The sequence below is a fragment of the uncultured Salinicola sp. genome, assembly GCF_937921195.1.
Taxonomy (GTDB): domain Bacteria; phylum Pseudomonadota; class Gammaproteobacteria; order Pseudomonadales; family Halomonadaceae; genus Salinicola.
This window is the reverse complement of sequence record NZ_CALFQK010000053.1, coordinates 1-25,873: the sequence shown is the minus strand read 5'-3', so window position 1 is coordinate 25,873 and position 25,873 is coordinate 1. Positions and strand designations below refer to the sequence as shown.

The 25,873-nt window shown below is 66.1% G+C and carries 25 protein-coding genes; 16 read left to right on the top strand and 9 right to left on the bottom strand.

Features of this window, described 5'->3' with window-relative positions:
* Positions 1–95 precede the first annotated feature (95 nt).
* From Q0602_RS04735 to tilS, 9 genes are all read left to right on the top strand, one after another.
* Positions 96–599 carry an OmpH family outer membrane protein gene (locus Q0602_RS04735; RefSeq protein WP_149434479.1) on the top strand — a complete coding sequence of 168 codons (504 nt, stop codon included), beginning with the start codon at positions 96–98 and terminating at the stop codon, positions 597–599.
* Positions 600–621: 22 nt separating this feature from the next.
* Complete coding sequence (lpxD, locus tag Q0602_RS04730; protein ID WP_298839661.1) at positions 622–1,662, top strand: UDP-3-O-(3-hydroxymyristoyl)glucosamine N-acyltransferase; 1,041 nt, start codon at positions 622–624, stop codon at positions 1,660–1,662.
* Positions 1,663–1,811: 149 nt separating this feature from the next.
* Positions 1,812–2,255, top strand: a complete 444-nt coding sequence (gene fabZ / locus Q0602_RS04725) for a 3-hydroxyacyl-ACP dehydratase FabZ (protein ID WP_110714740.1) — start codon at positions 1,812–1,814, stop codon at positions 2,253–2,255.
* The gene (lpxA, locus tag Q0602_RS04720; RefSeq protein WP_295038086.1) at positions 2,252–3,019 is read left to right on the top strand and encodes an acyl-ACP--UDP-N-acetylglucosamine O-acyltransferase; all 768 of its coding nucleotides are present in this window, start codon (positions 2,252–2,254) and stop codon (positions 3,017–3,019) included. Before fabZ ends, lpxA begins: the two co-directional genes overlap by 4 nt.
* A 10-nt stretch (positions 3,020–3,029) precedes the next feature.
* Positions 3,030–4,199: a lipid-A-disaccharide synthase gene (lpxB, locus tag Q0602_RS04715; RefSeq protein ID WP_298839656.1), complete on the top strand. Its 1,170-nt coding sequence runs from the start codon at positions 3,030–3,032 to the stop codon at positions 4,197–4,199.
* Between the two features lie 8 nt (positions 4,200–4,207).
* A complete protein-coding gene (rnhB, locus tag Q0602_RS04710) occupies positions 4,208–4,831 on the top strand; it encodes a ribonuclease HII (protein WP_295038091.1) in 624 nt (207 codons plus the stop codon).
* A gap of 166 nt (positions 4,832–4,997) precedes the next feature.
* Positions 4,998–8,507, top strand: coding sequence for a DNA polymerase III subunit alpha (dnaE, locus tag Q0602_RS04705; protein ID WP_298839652.1), 3,510 nt, complete (start codon positions 4,998–5,000; stop codon positions 8,505–8,507).
* A 123-nt stretch (positions 8,508–8,630) separates the two neighbouring features.
* Positions 8,631–9,584, top strand: a complete 954-nt coding sequence (locus tag Q0602_RS04700) for an acetyl-CoA carboxylase carboxyltransferase subunit alpha (RefSeq protein WP_298839649.1) — start codon at positions 8,631–8,633, stop codon at positions 9,582–9,584.
* Positions 9,585–9,770: 186 nt separating this feature from the next.
* Complete coding sequence (tilS, locus tag Q0602_RS04695; protein ID WP_298839643.1) at positions 9,771–11,078, top strand: tRNA lysidine(34) synthetase TilS; 1,308 nt, start codon at positions 9,771–9,773, stop codon at positions 11,076–11,078.
* Positions 11,079–11,091: 13 nt separating this feature from the next.
* On the opposite strand, the gene Q0602_RS04690 is transcribed toward tilS, so the two are convergent.
* A complete protein-coding gene (locus Q0602_RS04690) occupies positions 11,092–12,600 on the bottom strand; it encodes a Ppx/GppA phosphatase family protein (RefSeq protein WP_295038099.1) in 1,509 nt (502 codons plus the stop codon).
* A 190-nt stretch (positions 12,601–12,790) separates the two neighbouring features.
* Between Q0602_RS04690 and Q0602_RS04685 the strand changes: the two genes are divergently transcribed.
* The 5 genes from Q0602_RS04685 (at position 12,791) to Q0602_RS04665 (ending at position 18,094) form a co-directional block, all read left to right on the top strand.
* Complete coding sequence (locus Q0602_RS04685; protein WP_298839638.1) at positions 12,791–13,123, top strand: thioredoxin domain-containing protein; 333 nt, start codon at positions 12,791–12,793, stop codon at positions 13,121–13,123.
* 434 nt (positions 13,124–13,557) lie between these two features.
* Positions 13,558–14,817, top strand: a complete 1,260-nt coding sequence (gene rho / locus Q0602_RS04680; RefSeq protein ID WP_110602257.1) for a transcription termination factor Rho — start codon at positions 13,558–13,560, stop codon at positions 14,815–14,817.
* 222 nt (positions 14,818–15,039) lie between these two features.
* A complete protein-coding gene (gene ubiD, locus Q0602_RS04675; RefSeq protein ID WP_295038104.1) occupies positions 15,040–16,557 on the top strand; it encodes a 4-hydroxy-3-polyprenylbenzoate decarboxylase in 1,518 nt (505 codons plus the stop codon).
* Positions 16,558–16,577: 20 nt separating this feature from the next.
* Complete coding sequence (locus Q0602_RS04670; protein WP_295038117.1) at positions 16,578–17,411, top strand: FAD-binding oxidoreductase; 834 nt, start codon at positions 16,578–16,580, stop codon at positions 17,409–17,411.
* Complete coding sequence (locus Q0602_RS04665; RefSeq protein ID WP_295038106.1) at positions 17,408–18,094, top strand: SDR family NAD(P)-dependent oxidoreductase; 687 nt, start codon at positions 17,408–17,410, stop codon at positions 18,092–18,094. Before Q0602_RS04670 ends, Q0602_RS04665 begins: the two co-directional genes overlap by 4 nt.
* 22 nt (positions 18,095–18,116) lie before the next feature.
* On the opposite strand, the gene Q0602_RS04660 is transcribed toward Q0602_RS04665, so the two are convergent.
* Both Q0602_RS04660 and Q0602_RS04655 read right to left on the bottom strand, forming a co-directional pair.
* Complete coding sequence (locus Q0602_RS04660) at positions 18,117–18,824, bottom strand: anti-sigma factor (RefSeq protein ID WP_298839632.1); 708 nt, start codon at positions 18,822–18,824, stop codon at positions 18,117–18,119.
* Positions 18,803–19,357, bottom strand: coding sequence for a sigma-70 family RNA polymerase sigma factor (locus tag Q0602_RS04655; protein ID WP_295038110.1), 555 nt, complete (start codon positions 19,355–19,357; stop codon positions 18,803–18,805). Before Q0602_RS04655 ends, Q0602_RS04660 begins: the two co-directional genes overlap by 22 nt.
* Before the next feature lie 181 nt (positions 19,358–19,538).
* Between Q0602_RS04655 and Q0602_RS04650 the strand changes: the two genes are divergently transcribed.
* Positions 19,539–19,664, top strand: a complete 126-nt coding sequence (locus Q0602_RS04650) for a hypothetical protein (RefSeq protein WP_295038112.1) — start codon at positions 19,539–19,541, stop codon at positions 19,662–19,664.
* A gap of 148 nt (positions 19,665–19,812) precedes the next feature.
* Entirely contained in the window at positions 19,813–20,865 is a 1,053-nt protein-coding gene (locus tag Q0602_RS04645; RefSeq protein WP_367276915.1) for a 3-deoxy-7-phosphoheptulonate synthase, read from the top strand.
* A 21-nt stretch (positions 20,866–20,886) separates the two neighbouring features.
* Here Q0602_RS04645 and Q0602_RS04640 read toward each other — a convergent pair whose 3' ends face one another.
* From Q0602_RS04640 to Q0602_RS04615, 6 genes are read right to left on the bottom strand one after another with little or no spacing between them, the layout of a single operon-like run.
* The gene (locus Q0602_RS04640; protein WP_298839624.1) at positions 20,887–21,612 is read right to left on the bottom strand and encodes a hypothetical protein; all 726 of its coding nucleotides are present in this window, start codon (positions 21,610–21,612) and stop codon (positions 20,887–20,889) included.
* Complete coding sequence (locus tag Q0602_RS04635) at positions 21,609–22,181, bottom strand: hypothetical protein (RefSeq protein ID WP_298839622.1); 573 nt, start codon at positions 22,179–22,181, stop codon at positions 21,609–21,611. Before Q0602_RS04635 ends, Q0602_RS04640 begins: the two co-directional genes overlap by 4 nt.
* Positions 22,178–23,590 (bottom strand): type II secretion system protein GspL, encoded by a 1,413-nt coding sequence (locus Q0602_RS04630; RefSeq protein ID WP_298839619.1) that lies wholly within the window; start codon positions 23,588–23,590, stop codon positions 22,178–22,180. Before Q0602_RS04630 ends, Q0602_RS04635 begins: the two co-directional genes overlap by 4 nt.
* Positions 23,590–24,726, bottom strand: a complete 1,137-nt coding sequence (gene gspK / locus Q0602_RS04625) for a type II secretion system minor pseudopilin GspK (RefSeq protein WP_298839616.1) — start codon at positions 24,724–24,726, stop codon at positions 23,590–23,592. Before gspK ends, Q0602_RS04630 begins: the two co-directional genes overlap by 1 nt.
* Complete coding sequence (locus tag Q0602_RS04620; RefSeq protein ID WP_298839613.1) at positions 24,723–25,331, bottom strand: prepilin-type N-terminal cleavage/methylation domain-containing protein; 609 nt, start codon at positions 25,329–25,331, stop codon at positions 24,723–24,725. The genes gspK and Q0602_RS04620 overlap by 4 nt, the downstream gene beginning before the upstream one ends.
* Positions 25,328–25,702: a type II secretion system protein gene (locus Q0602_RS04615; protein WP_298839610.1), complete on the bottom strand. Its 375-nt coding sequence runs from the start codon at positions 25,700–25,702 to the stop codon at positions 25,328–25,330. Before Q0602_RS04615 ends, Q0602_RS04620 begins: the two co-directional genes overlap by 4 nt.
* Between the last annotated feature and the right edge of the window lie 171 nt (positions 25,703–25,873).

Genomic DNA, 25,873 nt, shown 5'->3' with positions numbered 1-25,873 from the left:
CAAGCGCGGTGAATTCGCGACGTGCCGATGACGTCGCGAATTCGAATTCAGATGTTTCAGATGGTTAAGTCAGGCTCGTTCCAAGGAGATGCCGCATGCGCAAGATAGCAGGAGTTCTCGGGCTAGGTTTGTTGACGATGGTTTCCGTCCCCGCGATGGCGACAGAAGTGGGCGTCCTCGATTGGCGCGAGGCGCTGATGTCCTCCAACTCCGCCCAGGCATCGATGAACCAGTTGAAGAACCGCATCAGCTCCCAGCAGCAGCAGGCGGAGTCGCTGAGCCAGGAGCTGCAGCAGCTGCAGCAGCGTCTGCAGAAAGATGGCGACGTGATGTCGGAGTCCGAGCGCAACTCGGTGACCCAGCAACTGCGCCAGAAGGGCGGTCAGTTCCAGCAGTTGCGTGGACAGATCTCCCAGGCGCAGCAGCAGGCCGAGCAGCAGTATCTGAAAGGCGCCAAGCCCAAGCTGGATCAGGCCATTCAGCGGGTCGTCGACGAGCATGACCTGGATATGGTGGTGGATCGCGACGCCGTGGTCTACTCGGGTGACAGCCTCGATATCACCCCCGAAGTGACGAAGATCTTCAATTCGCTCAACTGATGATTCAATCCGGCGCCCGCTCATGAAGAGAGAGACTTCCCGCTCTTATACGCTTGGCGAACTCGCCAAGCGTTTGGATGCACGCCTGGTCGGCGACGCGGATCTGCGTGTCGACGGTCTGTCGACGCTGGCCGATGCCGGTCCGACGGATCTCGCGTTCCTGGCCAACCGGGCGTACCTGAAGTATCTGGCAGCGACTCGTGCCGGTGCCGTTCTGGTCCATCCCGCCCATGGCGACAGCTGCCCGTGTCCGCGGCTGGAGCTGGAGAACCCCTACCTGGGGTATGCCAAGTTGTCGCGACTGTTCGACCCGCTGGTCAATCAGCCGCTTCGTGGCGTGCACGCGACGGCAGTCGTCTCGCCGGGGGCCCGGCTCGGCGAGCGCGTCGAGGTCGGCGCCCACTGCGTCATCGAGGACGGTGTCGATATCGCCGACGACTGCGTGATCGGCGCAGGGTGCTTCATCGGTACCGACACCACGGTGGGCCGCGGGTCTCGCCTGCATGCCAACGTGACGCTGTACCACGGTGTGATCGTGGGCGAGCGCGCCATCCTCCACAGTGGCTGTGTCATCGGTGGCGACGGCTTCGGCTTCGCCCACGACGGCGCGCAGTGGGAGAAGATCGCGCAGCTCGGCGGTGTCATGCTGGGTGACGACGTCGAGGTGGGCAGCTGCTCGAGCATCGATCGTGGTGCGCTGGGCGATACGCAGATCGGAAACGGGGTCAAGATCGACTCTCAGGTCCAGATCGCCCACAACGTGCAGATCGGGGACCACAGCGCCCTGGCGGGATGTGTGGGCATCGCGGGTTCCACCAAGGTCGGCCGTCACTGTCTGCTCGGCGGCGGGGTCGGGCTCTCAGGCCATCTCACCTTGGCCGACGGGGTTCAGGTGACCGGCATGAGCCTGGTCACCAACTCGATACTGGAACCCGGCGTCTACTCCTCCGGTACCGGCTCGATGTCGAATAGTCAGTGGCGGAAGAACGCTGTACGCTTCAAGCAACTCGACGAAATCGCCAAGCGGCTGACGCGTCTCGAGCGGGATATCCGCGATAGCTGAAGAGCTTGGGAGCCCATCCCCGTAGCGCGCCGAAAGGCTGGCGGTCGCCATGTGCGCCTGTATAATGCCCGCCCACACGGGTGAACGCCGTTTTGCCGCCCTGTGCCTGCCTTCGTGGCGGGCATTTCGTTATTTCAGAGGTTGTATTGATGATCATGGACATCAACCAGATTCGCGAATATCTACCGCATCGTTATCCATTTTTACTGGTAGATCGCGTGATGGAAATCACGATTGGCGAATCGATCGTGGCGTACAAGAACGTCAGCATCAACGAACCTTTCTTCAACGGTCATTTCCCTCATCACCCGATCATGCCCGGTGTGCTGATCATCGAAGCGATGGCTCAGGCCTGCGGCATTCTCGGCTTCAAGACCGTCAACAAACTGCCGGCAGACGGCTATGTCTACTATCTCGTCGGTAGCGACAACGTACGCTTCAAGCGTCCGGTCATGCCGGGAGATCAACTGCGGCTCGAGGCCAATGTCATCAAGGGCAAGCGAGGCATCTGGAAGTTCGCTTGCCGGGCAACGGTTGGTGACGAACTGGCCTGCGAGGCGGAAATCATCTGCGCCGAGAGGAAAATCGCTTGATTCATCCCTCCGCCATCGTCGATCCCTCTGCCCGACTGGCCGATGACGTCGAAGTCGGTCCATTCAGCGTGATCGGAGCTGACGTCGAGATCGGGGCCGGGAGCGTGATCGGGCCGCACGTCGTGCTCAAGGGGCCGACTCGACTCGGCAAGCGCAACCGGATCTTTCAGTTCGCTTCGGTCGGAGAAGACTGTCAGGACAAGAAGTACGCCGGCGAGCCGACGCGGCTCGAGATGGGAGACGATAACGTCGTGCGCGAGAGCGTGACGATCCATCGAGGCACCATCCAGGATCGCGGTGTCACCACCATCGGCGACCGCAACCTGTTCATGGCCTACTCCCACGTGGGGCACGACTGCCTGATCGGCAACGACTGCATTCTTGCCAACCAGGCCACGCTGGCCGGCCACGTGACCCTGGGGGATTTCGCCATCATCGGCGGGCTGTCCGCCATCCATCAGTTCGCCCATATGGGCGAGCATGCGATGGTCGGCGGTTGCTCCGCGATCACCAAGGACATTCCGGCCTTCATCATGGTCAACGGCAACCCGGCGGCGCCCCACGGGCTGAACTCCATCGGCCTCAAGCGCCGTGGCTTCTCCGCCGAGGCGATCAAGGCACTGGGTGAAGCGTACCGTCTGGTCTATCGCAAGGGGCTGACGCTCGAGCAGGCCGTCGGCGAGATCGAGAGCCGTTTCTCGCTCGACGAGACGCGCCGCTTCATCGATTCTCTCAAGGTTTCCCAGCGCGGTATCATCCGCTAGGAGAGAGCGGATGCGGGTCTATCTCGTTGCCGGGGAGCTGTCGGGCGATATTCTCGGCGCCGGGCTGATGCAGGCGTTGAAGCGCCGCCACGCGGACATCGAGTTCCGTGGTATCGGCGGCCCGCGGATGCAGGCACAGGGGCTCGATTCGCTCTATCCCCTGGAAACCCTTTCGGTGATGGGCCTGGTCGAGGTGTTGAAGCACCTGCCGGGCCTGGTCAAGGTGCGTCGTCATCTCAAGCGCGACGCGCTGGCCTGGCGACCCGACATCATGGTCGGCATCGACGCACCGGACTTCAACATCGGCCTCGAGCGCCAACTGCACGATCAGGGCGTGCGTACCGCCCACTACGTCAGTCCCTCGGTCTGGGCCTGGCGACAGGGGCGGGTGAAGACGATCGCCAAGGCGGTCGATGGCATGCTCACCTTTCTGCCGTTCGAGGCCGACTTCTACGCCGAACATCGCGTGCCGGTCGCCTATGTCGGCCATCCGCTGGCCGATGAGCTGCCGCTGGTCAACGATCGCGGCGCGGCGCGGCGCGAACTCGGACTCGCCCCCGATGTGCCGACCCTGGCCGTGCTGCCCGGGTCGCGCGGCAACGAGATCCGTTTTCTGGGCGAGATGTTCCTGCGCGCGGCCTCGGCGCTACGCCAGCGCCTCGGTGCGTTGCAGGTGGCCGTCCCTGCCGCCTCTCCCGAGCGGCAGCGGGAGCTCGAGGCTCTGCTCGCGCAATTCCCCGATCTGGCTGCAGACACGGTGATCGTCGAGGGCCGCTCGCGGGAGGTGATGACGGCCGCCGATGCGGTGCTGCTGACGTCCGGCACGGCCGCGCTGGAGACCATGCTCTGCCACCGTCCCATGGTGGTCGCCTACCGCATGGCGCCAGCCACCTATTGGCTGGCGCAGCGGCTGGTCAAGACGCGCTGGATCTCGCTGCCGAACCTGATCGCGCAGGAAACCCTGGTGCCGGAGCTGGTCCAGGATGCGGTGACCCCCGAGTCGCTGGTCGAGACGCTGCTGCCCTGGTTCGAGGATGAGTCGGTACGGTCGGCACTCGAACGGCGCTTCGCGGCGATGCACGCCGAGCTGCAGCGCGGTGCCAGCGAGCGAGCTGCCACCGCCATCACGTCGCTGGTCGAGCACGGGGCGCTGGATCTCGCGCTCGGGAATGGTGAATGAGAGACGCCATGCCATTGAAATCTTCGCCATCCGTCTGGCCGGACATCGTCATCGAGTACGAGGGGCACCTGATCGCCGGTGTCGACGAGGTGGGGCGGGGGCCGTTGATCGGCTCGGTCGTGGCCGCCGCCGTCATCCTCGATCCCGAGTGCCCGATCGACGGACTGACCGACTCCAAATGCCTGAGTGCCGCGCGTCGCGAAGCGCTAGATCTCCGGATTCGCGAATGCGCGCTGGCGTTCTCGATAGCCGAGGCCTCGCCGCGGGAGATCGACTCGCTCAACATCTATCACGCCACGCATCTGGCGATGCGGCGGGCGATCGATGCGCTGCCGACACCGGCCGAGTATCTGCTGGTCGACGGCAATCGGCTGCCCGGTCATGCCTGCCCGGGACAGGCCGTGGTCAAGGGCGATCTCCGGCACCCTGCCATCAGTGCGGCCTCGATTCTGGCCAAGGTGGCCCGGGACGCGCAGATGCTGGCCCTCGATGCGCGCCATCCGGAATATGGCTTTCGTCGCCACAAGGGGTATCCGACGCCGGAACACCTCGAGGCACTGGCCCGACTGGGCCCGCTGGTGGAGCATCGCAGTTCCTTCGCGCCGGTTAGAGAACGGCTCGCCGGGGTGTGAGCGCCCGATTTGGCCGATAGACCCATTGTGGCCCGTACCGCCTTTGGGCATGCTTGTCCTGCCGATGCGCGGGCCACGTCGATCCGTCAACGGCGTTGCCGTCCACATGACGGGAGCGCTTGCCTGATATCCGAATCATCCATTCGCCGCCTGACTCGAGTTCGTCATGACAACACCCTTCGTTCACCTTCGTGTCCACAGCGAATACTCTCTGGTCGATGGCCTGATCCGGCTCAAGCCGTTGATCAAGGCCACCGCCGAGGCCGGCATGCCGGCCGTGGCCGTGACCGACGATACCAATCTGTTCGGCCTGGTGAAGGTCTACAAGGCGGCCCAGGGGGCCGGCCTCAAGCCGATCATCGGTGCCGATCTGTGGCTGCACAACGCCCATGACGAGAGCCACCCCTATCGTCTGACGCTGCTGGCGATGAACGACACCGGCTACCGCAATCTGACCGAACTGATCTCGCGGGCCTGGACCGACGGCCAGCGCCAGAACATGGCGATTCTCGACAAGGCCTGGGTCTTCGAGCAGAACGAGGGACTCATCGCGCTGTCCGGCGCCCGCGAGGGGGAGATCGGGCGTTTCCTGATCGCCGAGCAGGTGGCCACCGCGCGGCAGCTGCTGGAGGAGTGGCAGCGACATTTTCCCGGGCGTTTCTATCTCGAGCTGCAGCGTACCGGCCGCCAGTACGACGAGGAGTGCGTGCATCACTCCGTTCGCCTGGCCAGCGAGAGCGGTGTGCCGGTGGTGGCGACCAATGACGTGCGCTTTCTCGAACGAGACGACTATTGGGCCCACGAGACCCGCGTCTCGATCGGCGAGGGCAAGGCGCTGGAAGATCCCCGCCGCGAGAAACGCTACAGCGAAGAGCAGTATCTGAAGACGCCGGAGGAGATGGCCGAACTCTTCGCCGATATCCCCGAGGCGCTCGAGAACAGCGTGATGATCGCCGCCCGCTGCAGTGCCAGCGTGCGTCTGGGCGAGATATTCCTGCCCGAGTACCCGATTCCCGAGGGCCTGACCCAGGACGAGTTCTTCCGCAAGATCTCCCACGACGGTCTCACCGATCGTCTGAATCAACTGTTCGGTGGCGATACGCCGATCTATCCGGGGCGATCGCTGGCAGAGCACGAGCCGGAGTACCGCAAGCGGCTCGATTTCGAGCTCGATATCATCCTCAAGATGGGGTTCCCCGGCTACTTCCTGATCGTGATGGACTTCATCCAGTGGGCCAAGGACAACGACATCCCCGTCGGCCCGGGGCGAGGTTCGGGTGCCGGCTCGCTGGTCGCCTACGTGCTCAAGATCACCGATCTCGATCCGCTGGAATATGACCTGCTGTTCGAACGCTTCCTCAATCCGGAGCGTGTCTCGATGCCCGACTTCGACGTCGACTTCTGCATGGAGAAACGCGACCGGGTCATCGACTACGTGGCCGACCGCTACGGCCGCAACGCGGTCTCCCAGATCGTCACCTTCGGTACCATGGCCGCCAAGGCGGTGGTGCGCGACGTGGCGCGCGCCCAGGGCAAGCCCTATTCGATGGGGGACAAGCTCTCCAAGCTGATTCCGTTCGAGGTCGGCATGACCCTGGCCAAGGCGATCGAGCAGGAGCCGCAGCTCAAGGAGTACCTCGAGTACGACGAGGAGGCCGCCGAGATCTGGGAGATGGCGCTCAAGCTCGAGGGCATCACCCGGGGCACCGGCAAGCACGCCGGGGGCGTCGTCATCGCCCCGACCAAGCTGACCGACTTCTCGCCGCTGCTGTGCGAGGAGAACGGTTCGGGGCTGGTGGTGCAGTTCGACAAGAACGACGTCGAGGACGCCGGGCTGGTCAAGTTCGACTTCCTCGGCCTGCGCACGCTCACCATCATCGACTGGGCACTGGAGATGGTCGACGTGGTGCGGGCGCGCGATGGTGTCGGCCCGCTCGACATCAGCACCATCCCGCTCGACGACAAGCCGACCTTCGACATGCTCAAGAAGGCCGAGACCACGGCGGTGTTCCAGCTCGAATCCCGGGGCATGAAGGAGCTGATCAAGCGGCTGCAGCCGGATTCGCTGGAGGACATGATCGCCCTCGTCGCGCTGTTCCGCCCGGGGCCGCTGCAGTCCGGCATGGTCGACGACTTCATCAACCGCAAGCACGGCCGCGCCGAGCTCGCCTATCCCCACCCGGACTACCAGCACGAACTGCTCAAACCGGTATTGGAGCCGACCTACGGCATCATCCTCTACCAGGAGCAGGTGATGCAGATCGCCCAGGTGCTGGCGGGCTATACGCTGGGCCAGGCCGACATGCTGCGTCGTGCCATGGGCAAGAAGAAGCCCGAGGAGATGGCCAAGCAGCGCGCCGGTTTCATGGAGGGGTGCGCCGCCAACGGCATCGACAAGGATCTGGCCGGCAACCTGTTCGACCTGGTGGAGAAGTTCGCCGGCTACGGCTTCAACAAGTCGCACTCGGCCGCCTACGGCCTGGTCTCCTACCAGACCGCCTGGCTGAAGGCGCACTATCCCGCGCCATTCATGGCGGCGGTGCTCTCGACGGAGATGGACAACCTCGACAAGGTCGTGCCCCTGATCGAGGAGTGCCGCCACATCGGGCTGACGGTGACACCGCCCAACGTCAACGTCGGGGCCTACAAGTTCACCGTCGACGAGGACGGCCAGGTGGTCTACGGGCTCGGCGCGATTCGCGGGGTCGGCGAGGGGCCGATCGGTGCCATTGTCGAGGCGCGGGAAGCCGAAGGCGGATTCTCCGATCTGTTCGATTTCTGTCGCCGCATCGACGGCAAGCGCATGAACAAGCGCACCCTCGAAGCCCTGATCCGCTCCGGCGCGCTGGATACGCTGGGGCCGTCGCGAGCGGTGCTGGCGGCCTCCCTGGATGCGGCCATCAAGGCGGCGTCGCAGAACCAGGCCAACCAGAACCTGGGGATGATGGACATGTTCGGCGAGGCGTTCGTCGACGCCGACGAGAATCAGGACATCTATGCCGACTACCGGCACGCCCGGGACTGGAGCGACAAGGAGCGACTGGCCGGCGAGAAGGATACGCTCGGCCTCTATCTCACCGGCCACCCGATCGATGAGTACGAGCACGAGCTCAAGCGCTTCGTGGCGACTCGCATCGTCGACCTCAAGCCGTCGCGAGAGCCCCAGCGGGTTGCCGGGCTGGTCGTCGCGATGCGGACCATGAAGTCCAAGCGTGGCGACACCATGGCGTTCGTCACCCTCGATGATCGCACCGGTCGTATCGAAGCCTCGCTGTTCGGCGAGCTGTTCGATCAGGTGCGCGGGAAGCTCACCGCCGACCAGGTGCTGATCATCGAGGGCGAAGTCTCCAGCGACGACTACTCCGGCGGTTTGCGTCTGCGCAGCAAGGACGTCACTCTGATGGCCGATGCGCGTGCTCGCTTCGGCGAGGCGGTGGAGCTCTCCGTCGACGGCGGCCGGCTCAATGGGCGTTTCTCCCGCACCTTGCACGACAGCCTCTCGCCGTGGCTGAGCGACTCCGGTCTGCCGGTGCGCGTACGCTATCGCAACGCCAAGGCCAGCGGCTGTTTCGAGCTGGCGGCCTCGTGGAGAGTGTCGCCCAGCGACGAGCTGATGACCGCACTTCGCGAGGTCGAGGGCTATGAAAACGTCGCCTTGCGTTACCGCGGCGGCTGACGCAGCGCCGGGCGCAGCTCCTTGCTAACACTCGTGAAGGTGCGATAATAATTCGTTTCGCGGCACGCCAGTCGCTCGTATTTCAGACACCGAAGCTTGCCAGGATCACACAGTAGAAGCTCTATGAATCCCAATTATCTAGACTTTGAACAACCGATTGCCGAACTTCAGGCCAAGATCGAAGAGCTGCGCCTGGTCGGTAACGATAGCCGCATCAGCCTGAGCGACGAGATCGGCAAGCTCGAGGAGAAGAGCCGCAAACTTACCGAGCAGATCTTCCGTGACCTGACCGCCTGGCAGGTGACGCAGCTGTCTCGCCACCCGCAGCGGCCCTATACGCTGGACTACCTCGACAGCATCTTCACCGACTTCGACGAGCTGCATGGCGATCGCCATTTCGCCGACGATGCCGCCCTGGTGGGTGGCGTGGCGCGCCTCGACGACAAGCCGGTGATGGTCATCGGTCATCAGAAGGGCCGCGACGTGAAGGAGAAGGTGCGGCGCAACTTCGGCATGCCGCGTCCCGAGGGCTACCGCAAGGCGTGCCGCCTGATGGAGATGGCCGAGCGTTTCAAGATGCCGGTGCTGACCTTCATCGACACACCTGGCGCCTATCCCGGGATCGATGCCGAGGAGCGTGGCCAGTCGGAAGCGATCGCCTACAACCTGGCGGTGATGTCGCGATTGAAGACGCCGATCATCGCCACGGTCATCGGCGAGGGCGGTTCCGGTGGTGCACTGGCCATTGGGGTCTGCGACGAGCTGCAGATGCTGCAGTACTCCACCTATTCGGTCATCTCCCCGGAAGGCTGTGCCTCGATTCTGTGGAAGAGCGCCGAGAAAGCGTCGGAGGCCGCGCACGCCATGGGCATCACCGCCTCGCGTCTGAAGGAGCTGGGCTTCGTGGATACGCTGATCGAAGAGCCGCTGGGTGGCGCCCACCGCAATCCGCGCAAGACCGCCGACAAGGTGAGGGAAGCGCTGGCGGGCAGTCTGGACCGGCTGCAGGCGATGGATACCGAGACGTTGCTCGAACGGCGGTATCAGCGTCTGATGTCTTACGGCGCCCCTCAGTAAAAATGACTGGCGGCGCTCACTCATACGGCGTTGAGCGCTCGCTCGGACTGCTCATGTAGCGAACTACACTGCGCATCCTCGCTCGCGCTCGCCTTGTCTGAGTGCCGCTCGCGCAGTCACTCTAGTTTGTGGGCTGATCTGGTCGTCCTCGAAGCCTCTCTTCCTGCGCCCAGGAGGAGTTGAAATATGACGCTACAACGATTTGTCGATGACGCCCTGGCGGGTCATGTGCCGGGGTGTGTCGTCTGGGTGGCGCTCTCCGGTGGACTCGATTCCTCGCTGCTGTTGCACATGGTGGCCCCACTGGCACGGCGGCGCGGCATCGCGCTGCGGGCGATCCACGTCAACCACGGGCTGCAGGCGGCGGCGGGCGATTTCGAGCTGCACTGTCGGGCGCTGTGCCAGGCGCTGGCAGTGCCGTTGAGTGTGGCCCATGTCGAGGTAGAGCCGGCGGGGCGGGGGCTCGAGGCCGCGGCCCGGGAAGCCCGCTACCGGGCCTTCGCCGAAACGCTCTCTGCCGGCGACCGTCTGTGGCTGGCGCAGCACGCTGACGACCAGGCCGAGACGTTCCTGTTGGCGGCGCTGCGGGGCAGCGGCGTGCGAGGTCTGGCGGGCATGCCCGCGACGCGGCAGTGGCGGGGGCTCCGAATCGAGCGTCCCTGGTTGGCGCTGCCCCGGTCCGATCTCGCGCAGGAGGCCCGGCAGCGGGGCATCGCCTGGTGCGAGGACCCCTCCAACCACCATCTCCGGCACGACCGCAACTTCCTGCGTCACCGGGTAGTGCCGCGGCTGGCCGAGCGCTGGCCGCGGGCTGCCGACGCCGTGGGGCGCAGCGTCGCGCATCTGCAGGAAGCCGACGAACTACTGGGAGAGCTGGCGGAGATCGATCTCGCCCGCGCCGGTGGCGACCCGGAGCGCCTGCCGTTGACGACACTGCGCACGTTGCGCCCGTCCCGCCTGCGCCTGCTGGTGCGCCATGCACTTCAACGTCAAGGACTGCCCGCCCCGCCGGCCAAACGCCTGACCGAGCTCGAGCGCCAGGTGAGCGTAGCCGGTGGGGACCGGTTGCCCGCTATCGCCTGGGCGGGGGGCGAGGCGCGAATCTGGCGCCATCATCTGTTTCTGATGGCGCCGCTGGCGGCGATCGATCTCGACTGGCAGCGGTTCTGGGATGGACAGGGCCCGCTCGAGACGCCCTGGGGGCGTCATTCATGGGAGCTGCGATCCTCGTCGCATGACGCCGCCAGGCCGATGTTGCGAGTCGGCCTGCGACGGGGCGGCGAGACCATGCGCCTGGCTGGCAGGGGCGCGCGGGATATCAAGCGGCTGTTCCAGGAGGCCGGCATTCCACCCTGGCAGCGCGATCGGCTACCGCTGGTGTGGCAAGGCGGGGAACTCGTCGCCGTGCTGGGTGTGCTGACGGCGGAAGGGTGGCGACAGACGGCGCTGCCGACTCGCCCGATGGAGGATGCACGCTTCGAAGACGACGCCTGAAGTGGCGTCGCGTTCACACGTCGTAAGTCAGCGCCAGGCCCGCGGCCTTCTGATAATCGGCTTCCTGTTCGAGGTCGTTGAGCAGTAGCGCCTGAAAGCTGATCTCCGGCAGCGAGAGGTGCAGATCGTCACCGTTGCAGGTCAGCCGGAAATCGACCGGCGCCTGCTCCGGACGCGGATGATTGAGCATCACTGCCAGGCGCAGCAGGCGGGCCAGCCGACAGTAGGTCGGCTGTATGGCACCGGGCAGCGCCTCCAGCTCCCGCTGGGCAAACTTGCGCCGATGCGCGCGTACCAGGAAGGCCAGCGCCTGCTGCTCGGGACGCGAGAAACCGGTCAGGTCGGAGTACTCGATGAGGTAGGCGCCGTGGCGATGGAACTGGCTGTGGGAGATCGCCAGTCCGATCTCGTGCAACTGAGCCGCCCAGACCAGGAATAGCCGCTGTTCCTCGCCGAGGGCCCAGGACTCGCTCACCTGGTCGAAAGCGACCATGGCCGTTTGCGTCACATGATCGGCATGGGACGCCTCGACGCTGTAGCGCCGCATCAGCAGTTCCACGCTGTGACGGCGGGAGTCCTCCGGGGTGTTGCGGCCGATCAGGTCGAACAGCACGCCTTCACGCAGCGCGCCGTCGGAGTAGCGCATGCGCTGGAGATCGAAGGCCTCGAACACCGCGCAGAGGATGGCGACCCCAGCCGGGAACACGCGTGCCCGGTCCTCCTTGAGGCCTTCCATGGCGACCTTGTCCAGTTGTCCGAAGCCGACCAGCCTTTTGCGCAGCTTCATCAGCGCGTCGCGTTCGATCAGCGTGGCGTCGCCGTCTCCCCGTGCACCGATCACGGCCGCCACCGCCTTGATCGTGCCGCTGGAGCCGATCGGGTCCTGCCATCCCAGCCGGCAGTACTGGCGCTGGATATTGGCCAGTTCGGACAGCGCGGCCATCTCGGCGCGGCGGAAACGCTTCTCGCTGAGCTCTCCATTGGCGAAGAACGCGCCGGTATAGGCGACACAGCCCATATGAAGGCTCTCCAGCGCCTGCGGTTCGAAATCCTCGCCGATGATGAACTCGGTGGACCCGCCGCCGATATCGACGATCAGGCGTCGGCCGTGGACCTCGGCCAGCGCATGGGCGGCCCCCAGGTAGATCAGGCGGGCTTCTTCGCGACCGCCGATGATCTCGATCGGATGGCCGATCATGGCCTCGGCACGATCGATCAGCACGCGCGCATTACGCGCCGAGCGGAGCGCATTGGTGCCGACGATGCGCAGATCGGCGGCAGCGACGCCGGCAACGAAAGGCGCAAAGCGTTCCAGGCACGCCATTGCCCGATCCATGGCCGCGTCGGTGAAGTTCTCCTGGTCGTCCAGTCCGGCTGCGAGCTGGACTTTCTCGCCCATCTTGGCGACGACCTGCAGCTGACTGTCCTGATAGTTGGCCACCAGCAGATGAAAACTGTTGGAACCGAGATCGATGGCGGCCAGACGGCGCGTCGCGTCTTTGGCGGTCGACTTCCCGCTCATGGCGTGGCGTCCTCGAAGGCTGGCGTGAAAGATGGATGTCCACAGGACAACGCCGACGCCGCGTCGTCCCTGGCATCCGAGACCCTGCGTCGGGTGGCTCAAGATTGCGGTGGGGGCGTGGCCTTGTCAATCGTCGGGGTGGCAGGCATGCTGCACGACGAGGTCACCTTCACGATCGAGACGGATGCTCATGCAGCCACCGCGGCATCATCTGAACAGCGAGACTTTCGAGCAGCAGCGTGAAACGCGGGAATCGCCCTGGCTGGCGATCTTCGTCGCCGGCTGGTGTCAGCCCTGCGAAACGCTGTTGTCCCGGCTCTCCTCGATTTCGCACGAGTCGATCCGCGGTGTGCCGGTGGGCGTGGTGGATGTGGACCGCGAGCCGACGCTGGCCGAACGTTACGGGGTCAAGGGAACGCCCACGATGATTCTGTTCGTCGACGGGGAGCCTCGGCTGACACGAGTCGGGGCATTGTCGGAACAGCAATTGTTGCAGCTGGGCGAGGAGTGTACGCGTCATTAGGCGTTGGCCTTGCGGAGACTTGACCTCATGGTTCAATATCTCCATATCGTGACTTGCTTTCGGCAGATAGCTTGTCTACCATCTGGACGTTCGCCTGTTCCGAATGCTTCTCGACCGCGTCGCGGTCCCCCAAGTCGTCAGTCAATCCCAGTACCGATTCTCGGCCAACGCCGATTTTTGGATAGCGACAACTCTTTCGGATGACTCTTTCCGCGAGATTGCAGGCGAATCGAATCGCTCTCCCGGCACCTTCACCACACGCCAAGTCGGCATCCCGACCTGCGTTGATGGCAGGGCCAATAGACCATGCGAAGCGCCTGGCTTCTGGGACGACTGAACGCGCCGCGCGGCGTTTGAACTGACCGCCTCTTGTCCTTCTTTTCTATCTCGGCAAAAGTCATTGCCTGCGACACGAGCCCTCTCTGACCGAACTCATGAATCTAACCGAACTCAAGCAAAAATCCGTTCCTGAACTGCTGGATATCGCCCGAGAGATGGGCATCGACAATCTGGCGCGCTCACGCAAGCAGGACATCATCTTCGCCATCCTGAAAAAGCATGCGAAGAGCGGCGAGGACATCTACGGCGATGGCGTCCTGGAGATTCTGCAGGACGGATTCGGTTTCCTGCGTAGCGCCGACTCCTCCTACCTCGCCGGCCCCGACGACATCTACGTCTCCCCGTCTCAGATTCGCCGCTTCAACCTGCGCAAGGGCGACTCGATCTCCGGCAAGATCCGGCCGCCGAAAGAGGGGGAGCGCTATTTCGCGCTGTTGAAAGTCAACGAGATCAATTTCGACAAGCCGGAAAACGCCAAGCACAAGATCCTGTTCGAGAACCTGACGCCGCTGTTCCCCCAGGAACGGATGGTGATGGAGATCGGCAACGGCTCCACCGAAGATATCACGGCCCGGGTGATCGATCTCACGGCGCCGATCGGCAAGGGCCAGCGCGGACTGATCGTCTCCCCGCCCAAGGCCGGCAAGACCTTGATGCTGCAGAACATCGCCACCTCGATCACCCGCAACAACCCCGAATGTCACATGATCGTGCTGCTGATCGACGAGCGGCCGGAAGAGGTGACCGAGATGTCGCGCACGGTCCGCGGCGAAGTCGTGGCCTCGACCTTCGACGAGCCGCCTGCGCGCCACGTTCAGGTCGCCGAGATGGTGATCGAGAAAGCCAAGCGCCTGGTCGAGCACAAGAAAGACGTGGTCATCCTGCTCGACTCGATCACTCGCCTGGCGCGTGCCTACAACACCGTGGTGCCGTCCTCCGGTAAGGTATTGACCGGTGGTGTCGACGCCCACGCGCTGGAGAAGCCCAAGCGCTTCTTCGGTGCCGCCCGTAACATCGAGGAGGGTGGCAGTCTCACCATCCTCGCCACGGCGCTGGTCGATACCGGCTCGAAGATGGACGAAGTGATCTTCGAGGAGTTCAAGGGCACCGGCAACATGGAAGCCCATCTCGATCGCAAGCTGGCCGAGCGCCGCGTCTACCCGGCATTCAATATTCGCCGCTCGGGCACGCGCCGCGAGGACCTGATTGCCTCCGAGGAGGAGATGCAGCGGATGTGGATTCTGCGCAAGCTGCTCAACCCGATGGATGACGTGGCGGCCACCGAGTTCCTGATCGATCGTCTCAAGGATACCAAGACCAATCTTGAATTCTTCGAAGCCATGAAGCGTAGATAACATCGGTCTGCGCTCGGCAGTACGGCGTTGAACGCCGATTCGCCATGCTCATGTACGACAGTACACTCCGCTGGCTCGTCGTCGTTCGTCTTGTCCTGCCATCGCTCGATCCGATGTTCGGGGCTGATGGGATCGAGATTTGGAAATCGAGCAGAGATGCAATAGGGCAGCATGTTATGCTGCCCTTTTTGCGTTCTTGGATAGCGGGATGCGGGCAACGGTATGAAATATCACGATTTACGGGATTTCATCGCGGCGCTGGAGTCACGCGGTGAACTCAAGCGTGTCACGGTGGAGGTGGATCCCTATCTGGAGATCACCGAGATCTGCGATCGTACCCTGCGCGCCGGCGGGCCCGCGCTGCTGTTCGAGAACGTCAAGGGCAGCGACATGCCGGTACTGGGAAACCTGTTCGGCACCCCCGAGCGGGTCGCCTTCGGCATGGGCCAGGAGAGTGTCGAAGCGCTGCGGGAGGTGGGCAAGCTGCTGGCGTTCCTCAAGGAGCCCGACCCTCCCAAGGGGCTCAAGGATGCCTGGGAGAAGCTGCCGATCTTCAAGCAGGTCATGAGCATGGGGCCGAAGACATTGCGCTCCGCGCCGTGTCAGCAGGTGGTGCTCGAGGGCGAGGATGTGGACCTCGACCGCCTGCCGATTCAGCACTGCTGGCCCGGCGATGTCGCGCCGCTGGTGACCTGGGCGCTGGTGGTGACCAGGGGGCCGCACAAGTCGCGGCAGAACCTGGGGATCTATCGCCAGCAGAAGCTCGGCAAGAACCGGCTGATCATGCGCTGGCTGAGCCACCGGGGCGGCGCGCTGGATTTCCGCGAGTGGCAGCAGACGCATCCCGGCGAACCTTTTCCGGTGGCGGTGGCGCTGGGCGCCGATCCGGCGACCATCCTCGGTGCCGTGACCCCGGTGCCGGATACGCTCTCCGAGTACGCGTTCGCCGGGCTGCTGCGTGGCTCGCGCACCGAGCTGGTCAAGTGTGGCCACGCCGATCTGGAAGTGCCGGCCTCCAGCGAGATCGTACTGGAGGGTTTCATTTACCCGGACGACATCGCGGCCGAAGGGCCCTACGGCGATCACACCGGCTATTACAACGAAGTCGAGCATTTCCCGGTGTTCACCGTCGAGCGCATCACCCATCGTCGGGATCCGATCTACCATTCGACCTACACCGGCCGGCCACCGGATGAACCCGCCGTCCTCGGCCTGGCGCTCAACGAAGTCTTCGTGCCGATCCTGTGCAAGCAGTTTCCCGAGATCGTCGACTTCTACCTGCCACCGGAGGGGTGCTCCTACCGCATGGCGGTGGTCACCATGAAGAAGCAGTATCCCGGCCATGCCAAGCGCGTGATGATGGGGGTATGGAGCTTCCTGCGCCAGTTCATGTACACCAAGTTCGTGATCGTGCTGGACGACGATGTCGATGCGCGCAACTGGGAGGACGTGATCTGGGCCATCACCACCCGAATGGATCCCGCCCGGGATACGGTGATGGTGGAAAACACGCCGATCGACTATCTCGATTTCGCCTCGCCGACGGCCGGCCTGGGATCCAAGATGGGGTTGGACGCGACCAACAAGTGGCCCGGCGAGACGAACCGGGAGTGGGGCGAGCCTATCGTCATGGACCCGGCCGTCAAGTCGCGGGTCGACGAGCGCTGGGACAGCTACGGTATCGAGATGGCGGTGCCACCGGCACGAGTGGGGAAATCGAACGAAGACGGGGCGGCATGACGGCAAGCAGCGAGGTGAACATGACGGTCAGGACTTTGACCTGCCAAGTGGAGTCCGTCGAGGATCTAACGCCCGATGTGTTTCGGGTGATACTGGAAGGGCGTGCCGAGGCGATCGCGCATGCGCCCGGGCAGTATCTCGAGCTGGAACTGCAGCCAGATACGTGGGTGCCGTTTTCGATCGCCTGCGCCGAGACCGGCGACGGGCGGCTGGAGCTGCATATCCAGCACTGGCCCGAGCGCACCCACTCGGCGCGCCTGCGGGAGCTGTTGACCCATCGCAACCGGCTCTCGGTGCGGTTGCCCAGCGGCGAGTGCACGCTCCCCGCCGGGCGCCCTGAGCCCCTGCTGCTGATTGCGGCCGGTACCGGCTTCGCCCAGATCAAGGCCATCGTCGAGGCGGCACTGACCGAAGACCCCGATCGGGAGATAGCGATCTGGTGGGCGGTGCGTGAGCGTCGCGATCTCTACGCCGAGACCCTGGCCCGGGAGTGGGCGCTGACGTATTCGAACGTGACGCTCCACGCCGTGGTCGAGACGCCGGAATCCGAACTCGAGAGTCTGCCCGGCATTCGCTGGTACAGCGGGCGTATCGACGAGGTACTGGCCGACGTTCTGGGCGGGAAGCCCGGGTCGTTGGCGGGCAGGGAGATCTATCTCGCCGGGTCGCCGGGCATGGTCTATGCCTGCGTGGACACGCTGGCGCCGTTGGGGCTCGCCGAGCATCAGGTGCATTCCGACGTCTTCAGTTATGCGCCGCGGGTGCCGTTCCTGCCGTTGCCCGAGGGCGATCCGGCGCGGGCGCCACTGACGCCGGGCGAGGCGTCCTCGGTGTCGGGAGAGGGCGAGTCATGAGCCAGTCCCCGATCCTGATAACCGGGGGCGCGCAACGCCTGGGGCGCCACTGCGCCGAACGGCTGCTCGACGACGGCCATCCGGTCATCGTCACCTATCGGCGGGAGCGGGAGGCACTGTCGGGGCTACGGGAGCGGGGCGCGGTGACGCTGGCGGCGGATTTTGGCAGCGAAGCCGGGATTCTCGATTTCATTGCCCGCCTGCGAGACAGCACCCCGAGTCTGCGCGCCATCATCCACAATGCCGGCGAGTGGCTGTCGGACCCCGAGCCCGAGGCGGCGGGGGCCATCTTCGAGCGCCTGTTCCGGGTCCACATGCAGGCCCCGTACCTGATCGATCTGCATGCCAGAAGCCTGCTGGAAGCCTGCCAGGAACCGCAGCGCGATATCGTTCACATCACCGACAGCGTGGTACGGCACGGGGCGGCGGGGCAGGCTGCCTATGCGGCCACCAAGGCGGGGCTCGAGAGCCTGACACGATCGCTTGCCGTTCAGTTCGCGCCGCGAATACAGGTCAACGCCATTGCGCCGGGACGGGTCATGTTGGCCGACGATGGTCAGCAAGGTGAGCGGCGGGTGCCGGGCCCCGGCGTGATCTACCAGACGCTGCGATATCTGCTCGACAACGATTTCGTCTCCGGCACGGTCATCTCGGTAGACGATGGGCAATACCCGACCGGCTAACCCCTGATCGCCACCGTCGGCGCTACAACGATACCGTCGGATTGCGGATCTGGACGAGCTTGCCCTCGTCGATCACCGGCCCCGAGGGTTTTCCGCCGGGCGCACCGGCGCTGGGTTCCATGCTCACGGCGAAATCGGCGGTCTTCATCAGCCCCAGCATCTTGGCGGGCAGCTGCATGGTCGCCTCACCCTGCGTGGGAAGCATGCCCAGGGAGACCGGCGTTCCGTTCTCCATCATCCACAGTTCACCGCCCTTGCCCTCCGGCATCGGTTCCGGCGACACCGCCTGCACCATCATCTTGCCGTTCAGCGTCGCGTTCAGAATCCAGGCCGTCTGGCCGTTGGGCTGGTTGATCACGAACACGTACTCACCCGGCATCATGGCCGGTTCCCGCGGCACCAGCGCGACGATCGCCAGGATCAGCGCCGCTGCCGTGGCGATGCCGCTGAACGCACGCCAGAAACCCAGCCGTTGCAATGGCCCCGTCTTCAGCCCCAGACGCGTCACGATACCCGGCCAGACACCCTTGGGGGGGGCGACGGGCTCCAGTTGCTGGTTGAAGAGCTGCAGTCGTTCCCGCCAGGCTTCGACGCTGTGCTGGAGATCCGCGCTGACCGCCAGCAGGGCCTCGAATTCGGCGCGCTGGTCGCCCGTCAGGGTGCCGAGGACGTATTCGCCTGCAGCCATCTCGCGCTCCTCGGGATCGGTCAGGCGAAACGTGTCATGCATGCTTTCAACCTCTCGAGGCCTCTTCGGACCCAACTCTTGACGGTGCCCAGCGGCGTGCCCAGGTGCGATGCCAGATCGTGATGGGTCAGGCCCTCGAAAAATGCGAGCTCGAGGGCCTGGCGCTGCTGCGTCGTCAATTCGGTCAAGCAGAGCTGGAGCGACTCCGCCTGTTGATTGATATCGCTCTCGCTCTCCACGTCCGATTCGCCCGGCAGCGTCTCGATGATGGCGTCACCGTCGGCCTCCTGCGGCCGCTGGCGCCTGAGCCAGTCGATACCGATGTTACGCGTGAGCGTCGAGAGCCAGGTCATCGGCCGGGCACGACCGGCGTCGTACTGGCCGGCCACCTGCCACACGCGAAGGTATACTAGTTGCAGACAGTCCTGAGCCGCTGCTTCCTGCCTGACGATACGCAGCAACTGCGCATACAGATGCGGGCTGGTCGCACGGTAGAGCTTTTCGAAGGCAGGACCATCGCCGCGGGCGCAAGCCTGGAGATTGTCGATCAATACGTCATGAGGCGGGTAGGCCATGAAAGTCCTTTGAATTCTTTCTTTTTCTTGATTAGCAGTCTCGTCAACGAGCTCGCACAAGTAAAGCCCGGAGAGAGACCGTTCACGGTTTGGCATCAAAAGACTTGTCAAACCGTGTCGCCACGTTAGGATAGAGCCACCACTTCATGCACAGCACGTTTGCGAGAAAGCGGAAAGCGACATGACCGAACGCCACGATACAGCTCTCATCGACATTGCCGACACGGTTGGCGATGCGATGGCGTCTGCGTTCTTCGGTTATGGCTATTGGTTTAGGACTGGCGTGCCCGCCGGTTGGTCGACATGACCTGAACCCGCGAGGCACGCCCGGACCTGGGCTGCCTCCTCGCATCAAGAACCCCCGGATGGCAGCCCCATCCGGGGGTTCTCGCGTTTCGGGTCTCAACCTTGAAACACAATCATGAAAAGAGATCGTTATGGACGCTGCTACCTCCATGCTGAAACCGACCCCATCGAAACCGGGGCCGGCGAGACCGCTGCCCTTGCCATCGGCGCAAGAGCTGCGCCAGCGCATGCCATTGAGCGCCACGCTCGCCAGGCAGATCGCCGCGAGTCGGCAGGCGATCCGCGCCATTCTCGACGGTGAGGACGACCGCCTGCTGGTGGTGACCGGACCCTGCTCCGTCCACGACCCCGTTGCCGCGCTGGAGTACGCCGAGCGCCTGGCAGCGCTCGACAAGGTGGTGGGCGACCGGTTGCTGCTGGTGATGCGAGTGTATGTGGAAAAACCGCGCACGACGGTCGGCTGGAAGGGCATGGCCTACGATCCCCATCTCGACGGCAGCGACGACATGGCAGCGGGCCTGGCCATGGCGAGACGACTCATGCGGGATATCGCCGAATTGGGCCTGCCGGTAGCGACGGAGCTGCTGCAGCCGATGGCGGCCACCTATTTCGACGACCTGCTGAGCTGGGTGGCGATCGGGGCGCGCACCACCGAGTCGCAGATCCACCGCGAACTGGCCAGCGGGCTCGACGCCTGTGTCGGCTTCAAGAACGGCACCCAGGGCAATGTCGACGTGGCGGTGGCGGCGATGCAGTCGGCGGCGCAACCGCACCGCCACTTCGGGGTCACTGCCGAGGGCACGCCGGCGATGATCGAGACCCCGGGCAACCCCTTCACCCATCTGGTGCTGCGCGGCGGCCTGAGCGGGCCCAACCATGATGCGGACAGCGTTGCCGCCAGTCGCCGGGCGATGTCGCAGGCGGGGCTCGAGGCGAGGATCATGGTCGACTGCAGTCATGCCAACTCGCACAAGGATCATCGACGTCAGACCGAGGTCCTCTACGACGTGCTGGAGCAGCGGCTGGCTGGTGACCGCAGCCTGATCGGCGTGATGCTCGAAAGCCACCTCTTCGAGGGCAAGCAGCCGCTGAATCTGGCCGCCCTGCGCTACGGGGTCTCGATCACCGATGCCTGCCTGGGCTGGGAGGCGACCGACAGCCTGCTGACGCGAACGGCCGAACGTCTGCGCCAGCCGCGCTGAGCTGCGCCATCAGCGCAAGCGCTACCAGCGGAAATGGTGTTCGAGTCGTTCGCCGCTGGCGTCGGGATCTAGACGCCGGCGCCACTCGGCCAGCGGATGGCTGTCGGCGATGCGCCCGCGCAGCTCGCCCCGGCCGCTGTCGGGCTCGAGTGTCAGGGCGAGCGCCAGGGCCTGACCCTGTTCCAGGTTCAGCCGCAGCTCGGGCGCGCCGCCACGGCACCTGAGCTGCAGTTTGGCGTGGCCCAGCGCGACCCGGATCGGGGTGAGCAAGGTCACGCTGGAGGCCGTCAGCGCGCCGTGACTGGCGAGACAGCGCCTGCCGCGCAGGGTGACATCCAGCTGCCCCTCCCAGCGCGCCGCCAGCGCCAGCGGCAGGCGCGAGAGATCGAGCGCGTCGAGGTCGCCGCCGCTGATCGTCCAGTGGGTGTCGAGGCCGCGCCAGGTGCCGTGGGCGTGCCAGGCGCCGCGGCCTTCACCCAGGGTGAGAGCGAGCTGGTCGGGCCAGGCCAGTTGCCAGTCGAGCGGCCCCAGCGCCAGCGGCCAGCCATCGGCGCGCCACGCGATGCGCGCCACGCGGCCCGCCGCCAGCGTCCCCGAGGGGGCGACCAGGGTGACATCGTGGGCCACCGCTACCCGCGGGCCGAAGGTCGTCAGCGGCCAGGTCAGGGCCAATGTCGATACGAAGACGAGGGCGATGGTCAGCCCCGCGCCGAGTGTCCCCAGAACGGCGATACCGCGTCGCATCATGGGCTCTCCGTCGCTGTTGCGCGGGTATCCAGCGGCGCCGATCCTGGCCCCAGCTCTGATTCCGGCCCCGAACCCGGCTCTGACTCTGGCCCCGAACCCGGCCCTGACTCTGGCCCCGAACCCGGCCTTTCGAGCTGACTGCGCCAGTGCGCTGCCAGCGCCAGGCTCTGCCCCTCGCGGCGTTCGAGCTGCCATCCCACCGCCCACCAGCCATGCTGCGCCGCCCAGCGGGCGAAATCGCTGAACGCCGCGGGGGAGGCCGCCTCGCCGCGGGTCGTGACGCCATGCTCCGTCACCTCGATTCGGGTCAGCGCCAGCCCCTGTTCCACCGCGGCGCTGCGCCATTGCTCGACGTTCACCTGCGCGATCGGCGGCAGCCGCAGCAGGCTCGGCGCCGGCCTCACCGTGGCGAACGGCTCGCCCCCTGCGGGCAGACGTGTCAGTGCGGCGTGGCCGGCGTAGGCCAGCACACCGACCAGCGCCAGCATCAGGAGTCCTTTCTCCCGCGCCGAGCGCGCCGTCCACAGCGGCGCCAGGCGAGCGGGCAGACGAGGGACAAGTCGGCTCATGGCGTGGGCTCCGGGGTGTTGGCGGCGAGGGAGAGGTTCAGGCTCAGCTCGCCCGGCCCCGCCTGCCACTGCGGCTCGCCCAGGTCGGCCAGCCGCTGGCGGGCCCGGTTCACCACCACCGGCGCCGGCGGCTCGGGGTAGCGCCAGGCCAGCGTCGCCTGGCTGCCGGCGACCTCCAGCCGTGATAGCTGCCAGGGCGTGGCGGCGAGCTGTGCCGTGGCCGCTGCCAGGGCCTCACTGAGCTGGCGATTGCGCCGGGCCAGGACGTCGATGGCGTCAGCGCGGCTGGCCAGCGCCGCCCGGGCGTCCACCGGCGGCGGGCCGACGAAGCGCGCGGCCAGCGCCGCCGCCTGACGCTGGCCTGCTGCGGTGTGTTCGCGCCAGCTCGTGGCCAGCCATAGCGAGGCGTCGAGCAGCGCCAGCAGGGCGATGGCCCCCGCCAGCCAGCGCGTGTGTCGCTGCGGCCGCCAGGTGATCCCTTGCCAGCGCGCTCCGCTGTCATCGGCGAACGGCAGCGCGGTGGGCGGCTGCGTGGCCAGCCAGATGAGGCTTCGTCGGCGCGCCTCTTCGGCCACATCGCTCGCTGCGTCGCCCACCTGGCTGCCGTGGTGCGAGCCAGCGGCAGACGTATCACTGCCGACAGCGGGTCGCGTATCGGGACTTTCATCCATACCCACATCGAAATCGGTATCGACACTCGCATCGACACCGGCACCGCTATCCGCCGTGCCCGGGCGCTCGGCGTCGACCCTGAGACACTCGCGCTCGCGCCAGGCCGGCGGTAGCGGCCATTCGCGCGGCCAAGCCAGCCACTGGCGAGTCTCCGGCGCGCCCGGCGCTGCGGGTGCGGCCAGCCCCAGACACAACCGGTGGCTGCCGTCGTCGAGTGTGGTGATCTGATCCGGCGCCGCCGGCTGCGGCAGTGCCAGGAAGGCGCAGCTCCAACCCGCCGGCGCCAGACCGAGGCGCTGCGCCCAGGCGCGCCAGGCGGCGAGCTCGGCGCTCGGTAGGGCGATCAGTTCCAGGTGGCCGCGGCCGCGCTGCAGCGGATGCAGATGGAGCTGGTCCACCGCATCGCTGGTTACCGTCTCCAGCAGCAGCGGCCACTCGCGGCGCTTGAGCCCGCGTGGCGCGGCGAGATGGAAGTGGCTGACCGCATCCGCCGCCAGCAGCAGGGTGACCGGGTGGGTCGCGGCCAGCCGCGTCAGCGCCTGCCACGCCTCGGGAGGGCTGGCGGCGCTTAGCGTCTGCGGGGTGGCGCCTTCCAGGCACCAGTCGACACGGAGCTGGGTGTCTGTGTCCGTATCTGTATCTGTGTCGGCGCCAGCATCGGTGAGCGGCGCGAGGCGCTGGCGCGGGGCGACGAGCAGGCGGGTGGCGGCGCGCGCCGGGCGTGCGGATCGGCGCATCAGGGTGACTCCTGGGTGAAGACGTTGTCCGCCGCCGGCCCGGCGGCGTCGGTCGAGATGGCATCGGTCGAGATGGCATCGGTCGAAATAGCGTCGTTCGAGATAGCCTCGAGCCGGGCGCTGGGGTAGCCGCTGCGGCGGCTCAGCACCCGCACCCGCGCGGCCGGCTGGCGCGGATAGAAGGCGCTGGTGCCCTCGGCCAGCAGCAGACGCTGGAAGTCGTAGTGGCGATCTGCCAGACGGATGCGGATATCCAGCGCCACATAGTCTGGGGTCAGACGCAGGCGGTTACCGTAGCGGTCGAGCCAGGTGGCATCGCCGCCCAGCACCTGGCGCACCGCGTCGAGGTCGGTATATCCCCCCGGCGGGCGGGCGCGCAGCAGCGTGGCCAGGGCGCCGCGATCGACCTGGCCCTCGAACAGCGCATCCAGCAGCGGCAGGTCGCCGGGCCCGAGGGCGTTGAGGTCGAGCCGCCAGGGGCCGTCGTCGGGCAGCGCGCAGAGTTCACTGAAACGCTCGGCGCGGCGGCTGTCCAGCGGCGCCAGCCAGTTGATCTCGCTGGGATCGCGCAGCCAGGTGTCGGCGCTCGTCCGGGGCGGGTCGAGGCGCGCATAGTCGGCACCATCCATGCCGCTGGCGCGGGCGATGTTATCGGGATCGATCCAGTCGGCGAGACGGGTGACGAACTCGCCCGGAGTCATGTCGGTGAGGCGCTCGCCGGCGTAGTTCGCCACCCAGTAGCGCAGCTGGCGCTGGGCCAGCGCGGCCTGGCTGCCGCCGAGTGCGTTGAGGTTGAAGCAGGTGCGCAGGTCGTGCACCACCAGGCGCAGCTCGCCGGCGTCGGTGGGGTAGCGCAGCGGGCGCCCGGCCAGGGTCTGCCACCACAGGTCGGCATGGCGCACCGCGGCATCGGTGAGCGCACGGCGGGCGATGATCTCCGCGCCGCGGGCGTAGAACTCGGCCTGGGTCTCCTGCTGCAGCAGTTCGAGACGGGTCAGCTCGCGCCGCCCCTGCAGGGTCAGCGCGCTCAGGGTGACGCTCACCAGCGCCAGCGCCAGCAGCACCATCAGCAGCGCGGCCCCGGTCTGGCGCGGCACGCCCGATGAGCCGCGGCGGGCGCTCGGCGGTGGGGTCATGGCAGCAGCTCCGGCAGGATGGCGGTCGATGTCATCAGCCGGCCGTGGCGCTGCCACTGCACGCGCACGCCCTGGGCGATGCCGTTCGGCGGCGGCGCGGCGAGCCAGCGCCCGGCGGCGAAGAACTCCAGCGTCAACGCGTTGACGCCGTCGAGCGCGGCCACCCGCTGCCACTCGGGCTCCCCGGCGGCGTCGAGCAGCCCGCTGGAATCGAGCGTCAGGGTGGCGCTGTCGCGATCCCAGTGCAGACGTTGGCGACGCAGGCGGGTGTAGAAATCGCCCACCGGCAGCGCCACCGCGCCCAGCGAGACCCACTCCAGCCTTGCCAGATCGGCACCATAGGCCAGTGGCAGGTTGAACAGGACCAGGCCGCGTTCGTGCACCGGGCGCTGTACCAGCGCCTCCAGGCGCCGCGTGAGCAGGCGGCTGAAATCGATCTCCGCGTCCAGTGGGGCTGGTTCGGCGAAGCGCTCGCGGACACTCACCAGCTGATTGACCAGCGCCGCCACGCCGATGCCGACCAGCGCGGTCAGGGCGATGGCGATCATCACCTCGAGCAGGGTAAAGCCGCGCTGGTGCGTTGTGGCTCGGAGGACGGGTATCACGGTGGCGCCAGATAGAGGGTGAAGGTGAGCACCGGGTGCGCGCGGGCCGGGTCGTCGTAGAGCGCCAGGCGCCCCTGGCGCAGCCGCTGGATCGGTGTGGCGCTCACCGTCAGGCGCCACCAGCAGGTGTGCCCCGCCTGGCTCAGCTCGCCTTGCTGGGTGCCCAGGCGCGGCCAGTAGTGGTCGAGCGCAGCGCGGCTCTCGAACTCCCGCGCGCACAGCAGCATAGGGGCGCGGCGCGCCGCACTCTCGGCGATGCGCACGCGCTGCTGCACGCCCTGGGCGACGATCGCCGCGATCAGCGCCAGGATGAACAGCGCCACCATGACCTCGAGCAGGGTGAAGCCGCGCTGGCCGCGCCTGGCACTCATCGTCCACTGCCTGTCACGCTGACGCCGAGCGCGTCCACTGCCAGGGTGCGGCGGGCGCCGTCGCTGGCCAGCTGGATATGCGCACCCACCACCTCGCCGTCGGGCAGCCACACCAGCCAGGGCGCGGTGGTGTCGGCGGCCGGCGGCTGGCGGCTGGGCTGTAGCGGCGGA